At 38.1% G+C, this 12,473-nt stretch carries 13 protein-coding genes; 8 read left to right on the top strand and 5 right to left on the bottom strand.

Annotation, left to right across the window (positions count from 1 at the left end):
• Positions 1-132: 132 nt before the first annotated feature.
• The 3 genes from FTU37_RS00680 to FTU37_RS00670 all read right to left on the bottom strand — a co-directional run bounded on the left by FTU37_RS00680 (position 133) and on the right by FTU37_RS00670 (position 2,739).
• Positions 133-909, bottom strand: coding sequence for a DUF805 domain-containing protein (locus FTU37_RS00680; RefSeq protein WP_180123590.1), 777 nt, complete (start codon positions 907-909; stop codon positions 133-135).
• A 139-nt stretch (positions 910-1,048) separates the two neighbouring features.
• Positions 1,049-1,603, bottom strand: coding sequence for a thermonuclease family protein (locus FTU37_RS00675; RefSeq protein WP_078193824.1), 555 nt, complete (start codon positions 1,601-1,603; stop codon positions 1,049-1,051).
• Between the two features lie 218 nt (positions 1,604-1,821).
• Positions 1,822-2,739 carry a LysR family transcriptional regulator gene (locus FTU37_RS00670; RefSeq protein ID WP_168377547.1) on the bottom strand — a complete coding sequence of 306 codons (918 nt, stop codon included), beginning with the start codon at positions 2,737-2,739 and terminating at the stop codon, positions 1,822-1,824.
• A gap of 93 nt (positions 2,740-2,832) precedes the next feature.
• Here FTU37_RS00670 and FTU37_RS00665 point away from each other — a divergent pair, with 93 nt between their 5' ends.
• The 5 genes from FTU37_RS00665 to FTU37_RS00645 all read left to right on the top strand — a co-directional run bounded on the left by FTU37_RS00665 (position 2,833) and on the right by FTU37_RS00645 (position 8,105).
• Positions 2,833-4,074 (top strand): acyl-CoA dehydrogenase family protein, encoded by a 1,242-nt coding sequence (locus FTU37_RS00665; RefSeq protein WP_168377546.1) that lies wholly within the window; start codon positions 2,833-2,835, stop codon positions 4,072-4,074.
• A gap of 110 nt (positions 4,075-4,184) precedes the next feature.
• Positions 4,185-5,306, top strand: coding sequence for a phosphotransferase family protein (locus FTU37_RS00660; protein ID WP_180123589.1), 1,122 nt, complete (start codon positions 4,185-4,187; stop codon positions 5,304-5,306).
• The gene (locus FTU37_RS00655) at positions 5,303-6,001 is read left to right on the top strand and encodes a histidine phosphatase family protein (RefSeq protein WP_180123588.1); all 699 of its coding nucleotides are present in this window, start codon (positions 5,303-5,305) and stop codon (positions 5,999-6,001) included. The genes FTU37_RS00660 and FTU37_RS00655 overlap by 4 nt, the downstream gene beginning before the upstream one ends.
• Before the next feature lie 19 nt (positions 6,002-6,020).
• Complete coding sequence (locus FTU37_RS00650) at positions 6,021-6,764, top strand: SDR family oxidoreductase (protein ID WP_078193819.1); 744 nt, start codon at positions 6,021-6,023, stop codon at positions 6,762-6,764.
• A 294-nt stretch (positions 6,765-7,058) separates the two neighbouring features.
• Positions 7,059-8,105 (top strand): fatty acid desaturase, encoded by a 1,047-nt coding sequence (locus FTU37_RS00645; RefSeq protein ID WP_180123587.1) that lies wholly within the window; start codon positions 7,059-7,061, stop codon positions 8,103-8,105.
• 62 nt (positions 8,106-8,167) lie between these two features.
• Here the strand turns inward: FTU37_RS00645 and FTU37_RS00640 are convergent, their stop codons facing one another.
• The gene (locus FTU37_RS00640; RefSeq protein WP_180123586.1) at positions 8,168-9,532 is read right to left on the bottom strand and encodes an alpha/beta hydrolase-fold protein; all 1,365 of its coding nucleotides are present in this window, start codon (positions 9,530-9,532) and stop codon (positions 8,168-8,170) included.
• Between the two features lie 227 nt (positions 9,533-9,759).
• On the opposite strand from FTU37_RS00640, the gene FTU37_RS00635 reads away from it, so the two are divergent.
• Together FTU37_RS00635 and FTU37_RS00630 are read left to right on the top strand one after the other, a co-directional pair.
• Entirely contained in the window at positions 9,760-10,476 is a 717-nt protein-coding gene (locus FTU37_RS00635; RefSeq protein WP_180123585.1) for an SGNH/GDSL hydrolase family protein, read from the top strand.
• A 39-nt stretch (positions 10,477-10,515) separates the two neighbouring features.
• On the top strand, positions 10,516-11,124 hold the full coding sequence (locus FTU37_RS00630) for a uracil-DNA glycosylase family protein (RefSeq protein WP_180123584.1): 609 nt from the start codon (positions 10,516-10,518) through the stop codon (positions 11,122-11,124).
• Positions 11,125-11,216: 92 nt separating this feature from the next.
• Here the strand turns inward: FTU37_RS00630 and FTU37_RS00625 are convergent, their stop codons facing one another.
• Positions 11,217-11,654, bottom strand: a complete 438-nt coding sequence (locus FTU37_RS00625; RefSeq protein WP_180123583.1) for a hypothetical protein — start codon at positions 11,652-11,654, stop codon at positions 11,217-11,219.
• Between the two features lie 138 nt (positions 11,655-11,792).
• Here FTU37_RS00625 and FTU37_RS00620 point away from each other — a divergent pair, with 138 nt between their 5' ends.
• Positions 11,793-12,461 (top strand): class I SAM-dependent methyltransferase, encoded by a 669-nt coding sequence (locus tag FTU37_RS00620; RefSeq protein WP_180123582.1) that lies wholly within the window; start codon positions 11,793-11,795, stop codon positions 12,459-12,461.
• The last annotated feature ends 12 nt before the right edge of the window (positions 12,462-12,473 follow it).

Here is a 12,473-nt window from a genome sequence, read left to right as displayed (position 1 = left end):
ATTTATTTTGAATTCAAGTGAACAACTCAAACCATAAAAAACAGGTATAAGAAAACCTGTGCGCACACAGGTTTTCTTGCATAACATTTCATTTAAAGCTTATCGTTCATTTATGCTCTAAACAATGCGTGTTTATTCTACAGAAGCTTCTGCAGCTGCAATTGCAGCATCTTCCGCTGAGCTGTCTGCATTTTTTGAAATTTCTACACTTTCACCATCTGCATAAGCAAGTTCTTCACCTTCTGATTCAGCTTGCTCTAAATAAGCTGCAAGTTGTTCATCTGTTAATTCTTCAGGTTCACCTTCAGACATCATTGCTTGTTCTTGTAATTGTACTTGTTCTAAATTACTCATCATACTTTGCATATTGAACATCAATGGAATCATGATCAATAAATAAACAATCATCAGGATTAGATACAATGACCCAATAACTTTCTCTGTTTGTTCCGTTGGACGCTTAATACCATATTTATTTTCACCTTCAGTGCCTTTTGCAGCCATTACATAAATGCTAAAGATGGTACCGACCAGTGGGATGAGAAAAATTAAACAGAGCCAACCGCTTTTATTCAGATCATGTAAACGACGAATCGTAATGCAGATCATTGCGACAAACATTGCAACGATGGAAACGACAATCAGTGCGATTGCACTGAGTCCTAAAAATGAATTAAAAAGTGCTTCAATACTACGTTCTGTTGAATTGAAAAATGCAAAAAGACCCAGCGCGACGCTGATGCCCAATAGGCAGGTATAAATCATACTAATGATAAATAACCACGCTAAATAGGACAGGCGGCCAAAACGTCCTTCAGGAGACAGTGGATGATCGGCTTTTTGAATTTGAGGCTGAATATTTTGATCTTGTTGAAACGGATTCAATTCGCTTGAAGTAAGTTCAGTCATTATTATTCCAATTTTAATTATCTAATTTATTTTCTATGCCCAAAAGGGCAGCATTATTGTATAGCGAAGTAAAAAAAGGTCAAATATTAGACATGGCTAAGTCGTCAAATATTCCTTAGCCATGCTGTAATGTGGTCTGTTATTTATGTAATTTACGATACTCTTTAGGGCGCATTGGACGACTGGCTTTCCACAAACCTTTCTTTTGTTTACGTGCTTTGCTTTGTAAATTCATCATATAGTGCAAATGCTTTTGGTCACGGATGTATTCTTCGTAAACCCACGCAGCACCACGTTTTACCATTTCTTCATTCATGCATTTACGATAGCGATAAATAACCCCAACGCAGCGGCCATAACGGTCTACATCAGTTATTTTTACGCGGACAAATTTCTTATAAACCATGGATTTGATCAGGCGGGCTGACTCTTTACCGTAGGCTTGTGTCGATTCTGGCGCATCCACATAAGCAAAGCGAAGTTTGGTTTTAGAACGTCTTAGATTCATCCGATAGCAGGTGAGGGTATCGCCATCACTGATATCGGATACACGGCAGAGGTAAGATTTTCCTTTCTTAAAGGGTTGAAAAAAATCCTTTAAGAAAATGGTGACTTTATAGAGAACATAGACTGTGATCAAGCACAGTACTGCACCTAAAGCCATGAGCCAATTTGCGGAGAGATTTGAAAGCATACATAATGATATGAACGAAGTCATATCGCATAAAAACAGGAGTTTAGATTTTATAAGAACTCATGATTTATGGCTGTCGAATAAACCGGCGGTCAGTTAAAAATACATTAAATAATCAGCATTTGATCTATAAATATACAGCAAGTTTCATCACGCAGAATTCAATCTAAACCCATTTAAATAGCCTAAGCAAATTGATATACCATCATAAAAATAGCCTAAGCAAATATTTTAGAAATTTCGCTTCGCAAAAAGACATGCCGTGAATTTAATTCCAAATCATTATGCCAATACATCCCTAATTTAATTTTCGGCAAGTCTACAGGTACATCAAAAATATTCAGTTCGGGAGCAACCTGTAAATGCGTCAAAATATTTTGCGGAATCGTCAATATCGCCTTGGGCTGCTGTGCCAGAATTTGTAGCGCAGTAGAGTAATGCTGACAGCGTAAAAAAATCTCTCTAGAGTGTTTTTTACGATTTAAATAAATATCTTCAACTAATACACCTGCACGTCGGGAAGAAACCCCAATATGAGGAGCCGAAAGATAAATAGATTCATCCATCTTGGAATGTTGACTACAAACCACGAATTGGTCTTCAACTAAAGTTTGAAAATTTATTTTTTCACCAAAGTTTTGCTCAAGATCAATCGCAAAATCGATTTGCTGTGCAGCAAGGTCAGCCACAATGGTTTTGCGGTCTAATTTAATACTGGAAAATTGGATCTGAAACTGTTGCTGTTGAAAGTGTTCAACTAACTTAGGAAAAATAATCGGTTCAATTTCATCATGTACGGCAATTTTTAAGCTCTGTACCATTGAAGGAGTAAATTGTTGTTTTTGGATAGAAATACTTTGAATCGCAATAAGCGCATTTTTAATTACGGGATAAATCTGTTCAGCAAATGGAGTCGGGAGCATTTTTGCCCCAGCACGTACAAATAAGTCATCTTGTAAATGTTGTCTTAAACGTTGAAGTGCATGACTCGCTGCAGACTGAGTAATACACAAAATTTGTGCTGCTTTTGAAATGCTTTTTTGTTCATAAACTGCGATATACAGTGGATATAAATTGATATCCATACGGTGGAAAACACCCATATCAATGACGGTGTTTTTATGAATACTATTCATGTTCATCTATTGAATTAAATCATTTTGTTCATATTAGATTTCAGGTTATGGTGTTGTAAAGCGTAAAGAACATAATATTTAAAGGATATTGTCATGTTTGAACTTTCAGCACGTGCACAAGATTATATTGAAAGAACAAAAAAATTTATTAAAGATGAAATTGAGCCTGTAGAAACTGAGTTTTGGGCAGAAGTTCATGAGTTGAACCAAGGTGGTGATTGGACCAAATGGCAATGGCCGGCACAGTTAGAGGTTTTAAAGGATAAAGCCAAAGCTGCAGGCTTATGGAATATGTTCTTACCTTGTCCTGAACTTGGGCAAGGCTTATCTGTACAAGAATATGCACACATCGCAGAACTTTCAGGCCGTAGCTTACTTGCACCCACGGTATTCAATTGTAATGCACCAGACAGCGGCAATATGGAAGTGATTTGGCGCTATGGTACGGAACAACAAAAGCAGCAGTGGTTAACACCATTACTAGAAGGCAAAATCCGTTCGGTGTTTTGCATGACAGAACCTGCTGTTGCTTCAAGTGATGCCACCAATATGGAAGCAACAGCTGTCGTTGAAGGCGACGAAATTGTGTTGAATGGCCGTAAATGGTGGTCTTCAGGTTTAGGTGATCCAAATGCCAAAATCATTATTTTTATGGCACATACACCAGATGAAAGCAAAGACCGTCATCATCAGCATTCTATGGTTTTAGTACCAGTTGAAACTGCTGGAGTGAAAATCGAACGTATGCTTCCAGTCTTTGGTGATTATGATGCACCTCATGGACATGGAGAAATTAGCTTCACAAATGTACGTGTTCCTGTTGCAAACTTTATTGGCGGCGCTGGTCAAGGTTTTGAAATTGCACAAGGTCGCTTAGGCCCAGGCCGTATTCATCACTGTATGCGGTGTATTGGTGCAGCTGAAAAATCGCTAGAACTGATGATTGACCGTGGTATGAGCCGTACTGCTTTTGGTAAAGAAATTTTAAAACTCGGTGGCAATTTAGAGCGTGTTGCAGAAGCACGTGTTGCGATCGATCAAGCACGTTTACTGACCCTCTATGCAGCATATAAAATGGATACTCTAGGGAATATGGCTGCATTAACCGAGATTTCGGCAATTAAAGTGGTTGCGCCAAGTGTCTTAGAAAAAGTCGTTGATATGGCGATTCAAATTCACGGTGGTGCTGGGGTTTCTCGAGATACACCGCTCACAGGCTTCTTTGCGCAAGCACGTTCACTGCGTCTAGCTGATGGCCCTGATGAAGTACATAAAGGCATGATTGCTAAATTAGAATTGGCTAAGCGCGGTTACAGCAGCCGTCGTAAAAAATAAACAAGTTGTAGTCACATATTTGGCATGGCAACCCCGAGTTGTCCATGCTATAAAACTATAGAAAATTATATTTTTATCATCATGATAGATTCAAGTTTAGGAAGAAAAGCATGTCAGTGATTGATGTAGGCGGTTCAGTTCGTGAGGGTGAAGAACTGGATGTACGTGCCGTAGGCAATTGGTTGATTGAACATGGCGTTGAAATAGAAGGGCCTGTTGAAGTCACTCAATATTCAGGTGGCGCATCAAATTGGACTTATCGCTTAAAATACGACAATGCTGATTTAATCTTACGTCGTCCACCGAAAGGTACCAAAGCCAAGTCTGCACATGATATGGCACGTGAATTTAACGTACAGAAAGCATTATCTGAATTTTATCCTGTACTCCCTGAAATGGTGGCGCTATGTCAGGATGAATCAGTTATTGGCTGTGATTTCTACGTGATGAAGCGCGTAGAAGGCATCATTCCACGTGCAAACTTACCCAAAGAAATCAATTTTGATGAAAGCCAAGTTCGAGCGTTATGTACCAACGTCATCGACAAGTTAATTGAACTGCATCAAGTGCCATATGAAGGCACAGCTTTAGAAAAAATAGGCAAGGGCGACGGCTACTGTCGTCGTCAAGTGGAAGGTTGGGACGCACGCTATGAAAAAGCCAAAACCTTAAATGTTCCTTCTTTTAAATATGTCCGTAATTGGCTCAAAGACAATATTCCTGCTGACTCTAAAACCTGTGTAATTCATAACGATTGGCGTTTTGACAACGTCATTTTAGATCCAAATGATCCTACCCAAGTGATTGGCGTATTGGATTGGGAAATGGCAACGCTTGGCGATCCACTGATGGACTTAGGTTCAGCTTTAGCGTATTGGGTTGAAAGTGGCGATAACGCAATTTTTAAAGCGACTCGACGCCAGCCGACTAACTTGAAAGGTATGTTTAGTCGTAAAGAAGTCGTTGAATATTACTTAGAAAAAACTGGTCTACAAACAGACAACTGGACATTTTATGAAGTGTTCGGCATTTTCCGTTTAGCCGTGATCGCACAGCAAATTTATTACCGCTTTTACCACAAACAAACCAATAATCCGGCATTCAAAGATTTTTGGATTGTGATCCATGCTTTACATATTCGTGCCTTAAAACTTATCGGTTTGCAAAAACTTGAAGCCAATGATGTGGCACAAAAATATATTGAAAAAATGAAGGATATTTTAGGGAAATGACCACGATATATTTAATTCGGCACGGTCAGGCTTCTTTTGGTGCAGAAAGCTATGACAAGCTTTCTCCCAATGGTGAGCTACAGGCTAAGGTGCTGGGACAGTATTTCGACCGTATTTTAAAAGAAAGTCCTTATGTGGTTGCAGGCTCCATGCAACGTCATCAACAAACAGCCAATCTTGCATTGGCTGAATGCTTTCCAGAAGCACAAGTTGATACAGATAACGCGTGGAATGAATTTAATCATCAGCAAGTTTTTGCTCAATATGAACCTCGATTTAACCAACCGCATTTATTAAAAGAAGATGTATCTAAGCATGAAAACCCACGTGCTTATTTATCGAAAATTTTTGAAGGCGCCATTGAGCGTTGGACAGGTGGAGAATTTCATCATGATTATGATGAATCTTGGCCACATTTTAAAAGTCGAGTCGAAACAGCGCTAGAAAAGTTATGCACTCAACTGGCTGAAACCAAACCACGCTATGCTGTTGTGTTTAGTTCAGGTGGAGTGATCTCCGTTGCCGTAGGTAAAATTTTAGGGCTGAGTCCAGAAAAAACATTTGCACTCAATTGGGCCATTGCCAATACCAGTATGACAACACTGCGTTTGGTTGGAAATGAACCGCAATTACTCAGTTTAAATGAACACCATTTTATAAAAGCAGTTGATCCAAATTTATTGACTTGGATCTAAGATAAACAAAGGAATTATCATGGCTAAAACAATTTTAATTACAGGTGCAAGCTCAGGGATTGGTGCAGGAATGGCACGCGAGTTTGCACAAAAAGGCTACAACTTGGCCATTTGCGCACGTCGTTTAGAGCGTCTAGAAACGCTAAAAAATGAACTGGAAAGCCAATATGGCATCAAAGTGATTGCGAAAACCCTCGATGTCACAAATTACGATCAAGTGTTTGAAGTATTCCGTGCCTTTAAAGCAGATTTTGGCAGTATTGATCGTGTTATTGTCAACGCAGGTGTCGGTGAAGGTCGTCGTATTGGTAAAGGCAATTTTGAAATTAACCGTGCCACAGTTGAAACTAACTTTATCTCTGCATTAGCGCAATGTGAAGCTGCGGTTGAAATTTTCCGTAGCCAAAATGCAGGGCATTTGGTGGTGATTTCTTCGATGAGTGCTATGCGCGGCATGCCTAAACATTTAACGGCTTATGGTGCGAGTAAAGCAGGTGTTGCTGCTCTAGCTGAAGGTATTCGTGCAGAACTGATTGATACCCCAATTAAAGTGACGACTATTTTCCCTGGTTATATTCGTACAGAGATCAATGAAGGTGCGAAAAAACTGCCATTTGAAGTCGATGAAAAAACTGGTTCACATCTTTTAGCAAAAGCCATTGAGAAAGCACCGGTTAAAGCTTATGTACCACAATGGCCCTGGTTGCCTTTAGGTCTTGCAATGAAAGTATTGCCGTTGAAAATTGTGAATAAATTGGGTTAAACCTTTATTCAATAATAAAGCTCCAATTTTGGGGCTTTTTTATTCTCAAATGATCTTCACCTTCCTCTGTAGGTTAAAAAGGAATACATAAAACCTGTGATGAAAAGACATTAAAAGCAGCCGATTTTGCAAAGAAAAATTGGAGTAATTACTCAGATTATTTATAAATAAGATATTGAAAATAAATAAAATGTTGAATATTTGAACAGACGATGATTTGTTCTCAAAATAGCGATTTCCTTTTTTTTAATTTGCTTTAATGTGCAACTGTTCTTTAATTTTTAGGTTTGTACTATGTCTATGTCTTCCGATATGACAGATCAACAGCGAATTAACAAAGTCAGAACTGTCGTAACGAAAGCTGGTGAAGACTTACGTCAGCAGTATCCCATTTTAAAACATCAAAACTTTATAGGCGCTTCCATCCTTATTTTTGCGCTACTGGGAATGTTGGTTTCAGCTTGGGCGTTTGCTGTTAGCATTTTACCGGCATGGGCTTGTGTGATTTTGGTGGCGATGTTTGCGTCACTGACACATGAATTAGAACATGACCTGATTCATTATATGTATTTTAAAAAGACGCCGTGGGCTCACCATCTCATGTTGGCCTTGGTGTGGTTAGCACGTCCCAATACCATTAGTCCTTGGGCACGTCGTCGTTTGCACCTCAATCATCATAAGTATTCAGGTTCAGAATACGATTTGGAAGAACGGGGCATTAGTAATGGCATGCCTTGGGGATTACGTCGTCTATTGGTCATTAGCGATCAATTGATGACGGTGTATTTGCGCCCATTTCAAATGTTCAAAATGATTGGGAAATTCATTGAAAAACAACCTGAAAAAGAACGTAAAACTGCATTGTTCTCTCAACTGACTGGTTTTTTTCCTTTAAGTTTTGTTTATTACGGCATTTGGTATGTATTTGTCATTTATCATGTGGTGAATGGTATTGCTCCAATGTTAGGACAAAGTATTAGTTGGTCAGTCAATTTAGTGAAATTAATTCCAACGATTAATTTTCTAGCCGTCGTTTGGATTATTCCGAACTTTATACGCTCTTTCTGCTTACAATTTATCAGCTCAAATATGCATTATTATGGTGATATTGACCCACGTGATGTCATTAAACAAACTCAGGTGTTAAATCCTTGGTGGTTGTTCCCAATGCAATTGTTTTGCTTTAACTTCGGTTCTACCCATGCCATTCACCATTTTGTGGTAAAAGAGCCGTTTTATATTCGTCACCTTACTGCAAAAACTGCACACCAAGTCATGCGTGAGGTTGGTGTACGTTTCAATGATTTTGGAACCTTTAAACGCATAAACCGCTGGAATTAAATCAGTACCATCTTCAAAAAAAGCCCTCAATTGAGCTTTTTTATGATCTAAACGTTTATAAACTACTTTTGCGCAAAAAAATGTTTGAGTGCATCTTGTAAGGCAATTTGCCATACCGCGTAGGAATGTCCGCCGATATACGATTGGTAATGTACATCATGACCTTTGCTTTTTAAGTCGGCTGCAACAATAGGCGAAGTCTCTAAAATACTCAGTTCATTATTATTGCGTGAACTCTCATAACTATTGGCAGTAATAAACCAATGCTGTTTAGGTTGTGAGTTTTTATCCCGAATGATTTTACTCATGCCATTAGGGAGGTCTGTCGGCGCATTTTGCCACCAAAATGATCCAGATAACGGTACGACATGACTAATTTGATTTGGATTTTCTAAGGCTAAATAAGCTGAACTTAAACCGCCAAGACTTGACCCAAGTAGTACCGTTTTCTTCGAATCGACTTTTGCAGGTGCATTTTTTTGAATCCAAGGCATCAATTCAGCACTAAAAAATGCTGAAAATTTTATATTTGGTGTTAATTCTTTAGGTCGTTCCTGATCATTGGGTGGAGAAACAAAAATGGCTTGAATTGGTGGTAATTTGCCTTGCTCAACTAATATATCTAATGCCTTTGGAACATTCAGCAACTCGTTATATTGCTGACCATCAAAAAATATAGCGGTGATATAGCTTTGGTTTTTCTTGGCTTTAGATTGGTAAATTTGGATTTTACGTGAGTTATTCAAAATTTTGCTATCTAGAACAAACTCTTGTAATTGGGGCTGTTTCACATTTGGATATTGTTTTGGATCAATAAATGGCGGGGCATCTTTAAGCGCCACAAGATTTTCATTACGCAAGCCTGATGTGTCATCACTTGCGAGATAAGTTTTTTCATTGAAAGGATCAATTCGTTGCACTTGTATCACAGCACGACGCTGCGTTCTTGATTCTTTAAGTTTAGGATTCAGATGCGGACAATAATTAGACAGATAACCTTCTAAGTTCGGTAAATCGACAGCAAAGCTATAACTGCCAATATAACGATGATCAATAATCGATTCTTTAAACCAAATATCGGTATTCGGTAGGCGCGTCAACCATTCATGGTCATTACTTGGGCCACCAATAAGACGAACATTATGCTGCGCACCTTTCCATAAGAAAACTATGCGGCTATGTTGTTCATCATAGTTTTCAATGATTGGTGTACCCATAAGCTCTACACGCTTCCAAAAATCTTCAAGAATTTGAGCATGTTGTTTTGGATTTTGATTTAACTGATGTTGTAGGTTTAATAATATTTGGCTTTGCGCTTTAACATCTTCACATGCAGCAGCATAGGGGAAATGTTTTTTTTCTGTTGTATCGGTTAAAGCGGGTGAATTTTGATTTTGGGCAAAAGCAGAAGAAACAGCAATGCTCATAGAGCAAGCTAAAAAAAGTGGGGAAAGTTTTTTCATTGAAATAATAAAATAGGTAGGATGAAAATCAATAAATGATAATCATTATTAATATAAAAAACTAGCAATATGTCGTAAAATGATGCTTTTAACAAAAGAAAATGTAGAAAAATAACAATAGAGTCAATGCTTTGTTTTATAAACTATTTAAAATAATGAAGAATACAAGCTTTAAATCATTGCTAAATATTATGCTACTTAAAGTATCAACACTGCTGCTGTTACCTGCATTACTGATCCAAGGTTACCGTGTGAAAAAAAATACTCCACGTTTAGCAGAACCGGTGGGAGAGCGTTGTGGAATTCGTGGTCAGGGTAATCGACCATTATCGCTATTAATACTAGGTGATTCAGCAGCAGCAGGTGTCGGCGTCGAGCATCAGTCGGATGCGCTATTGGGACAATTGCTTAAAATTTTATCGCCTGATTATCAAGTTCACTATTGCCTTGAAGCCACAACGGGGCATAACAGCCAGCAAATTATCAATGCTTTGGACAATGTCACTATGCAGAACTTTGATGTCGTGATCAGCTCTGTTGGTGTCAATGATGTTACAACATTAAAACAGCCAGACCAGTGGTTGAAGCTCCAGCAACGTTTATATCAAGCTGTCGAGGAAAAGTTTCATCCACAGCTATTGATCATTTCAGGTGTGCCACCGATGGATGAGTTTCCAGCTTTACCGTTTCCATTGTCATGGCTGTTTGGACAATATTCAAAGAAGATGAATGCGCTGTTAAAAAATTATGTTAACACTCAAGCGAATATGCGGTTAATTCAATACGATTTACACGAGTATCGTGAAAAAAATTTAAAAATGGCCAAAGACGGCTTTCACCCGAGTAAAGAAATTTATCAGTTATGGGCTGAAAAAATAGCAAAACACATTAATGGACAATTTTCATAGACATTTTATGATTCAACCACTGGGCGAAGTTAAATCTACATGAGCAAAGATATTTCCGACGCGAATCCGCAAATCGAAACACATCCTTTAGCGCCATTTTTGCCATCAAATGGGAAACTCTTGATGCTAGGGAGTTTTCCACCTCCAAAAACACGCTGGAAAATGGATTTTTACTATCCAAATTTTCAAAATGACATGTGGAAGATCTTTGGCCTATGTTTTTTTCAGGATAAAAATCATTTTCTCAATCTAGATAGCAAGACTTTTAAAGAACAGCTCATTCGAGATTTTTTAAATGAAAAAGGCATAGGCATTTTTGATACAGCCTATCAAGTGATTCGTTTGAAAGGCAATGCATCAGACAAGTTTTTACAGATCCATCAGCCAACCGATATTGCGAAGCTGCTTACGCAGATGCCGAATTGCCTTAGTATTATGACGACGGGAGACAAAGCGACTGATACTTTGATGCTCTCGATGCCAGAAAATACTGAAAAACCACACATTGGGCATGCTGTTCGTACCGAATTTGCAGGCAGAGATTTGACTTTATACCGCATGCCATCATCATCTAGAGCTTATCCACTAGCACTGGAAAAAAAAGCTGAAGCCTACCAAAACTTATTTAAAGATATAAGCTTACTTTAAGGAAATTTTAGGATTTATAAAATGCCTCTTTTAAATAGGCAAACATTCAATACTTAAAACGTAGCATCTCAATAATGGATAATTCCAACTCCTTAGCCATCATATTCAACATAATCCCAAAGGTTTAATCGCGCTTTAATTTCTTTGCGAATATTTGGCAGCATAGACAGTAAAGTGCCATCGATCCATAAACTCAGTGTCTGAGATGAAACTTTTTTGTTTGCATCATCTACAATTTGCGCACCTTTCACGATCACTAACGTTTCTTCGCTTGCCGCAGTTTCAATGCCTTTAAATAAAAGCTGTAATTCATGACCTGTATCTTGAATTAACCATTCCAACTCAATTTGGATATTGTGATTAGATTTAAGCACAGCTTGACCTTCAATCATTTCATTGTCAGATAAGCAGTCATGCTCAACTCGAACTTTCGACAAAAACCATTCTTGATGACCAAGTTCAGGAAGTGTCGTAAAAGGCGTTAAAATATCACTTAAATTAAATTGGCGGCTTAAATCAAAAAATTGCATTAGAAAACTTTAGGGGGAGATAAAACAAAATAAGAGGTGGATGTTAAAGCATCATCAAGTGTGAGTAAAACCTTTGCTTTTATTGAGATATTTTATGTATAAATAGCATTCGATCTATCTAAATTAAGTCTAAGAAAAATGAATTGCGAAAATAATATACACACAAACGATGTACCAAGCCCCATAGACTTAAAAGATCCAATCGAAGCTAAACAATGGGCAGCTGAAGTAAATCTTAAACGCCCGTGGCGTTATGACATCTTTCAAATGTATGTTGACTCTATTTTGGCTTTTAACCCGAATGCCCGAGTACTTGAACTGGGTTCAGGCCCAGGCTATTTGGCTGAATTTTTAATCAATCATTGTCCAAATATTCACTACACTGCATTTGATTTTTCCGAAGCTATGCATGACTTGGCAAAAGAAAAAATAAGTGCAGCACAACGCTTAAAATGCAATTTTATAACAGGGGATTTCAAACAATCGGATTGGGAAAAATCTCTTCACTTCAATGAAAAAAGTACCTTTGATGTGATTATTATTCATCAGGCCTTACATGAATTGAGACATAAGGCGTATGCAGCAGAGTTTCATCGGACTGTAAAAACGTTATTAAATACTCAAGGCGTGTATTTTGTGTGTGATCATCTATATGCACCACATGCTCAGCAAAATCATGAGTTGTATATGTCAGTTGAGGAACATTTAGCCGCACTGAAAGCAGCCAATTTTGGGCAAGTGGAATTCATTGGTGAAGTCAATGGTTTGGTCATTTTCAAAAACCAACACTCATATGAACGAGACTGAACAAGAGCATTA

The sequence above is a fragment of the Acinetobacter sp. YH12097 genome (assembly GCF_013419225.1).
Classification (GTDB): Bacteria; Pseudomonadota; Gammaproteobacteria; order Pseudomonadales; family Moraxellaceae; genus Acinetobacter; species Acinetobacter amyesii.
The sequence above is the reverse complement of the archived record's forward strand: the minus strand, read 5'-3'. Positions and strand labels throughout refer to the sequence as shown.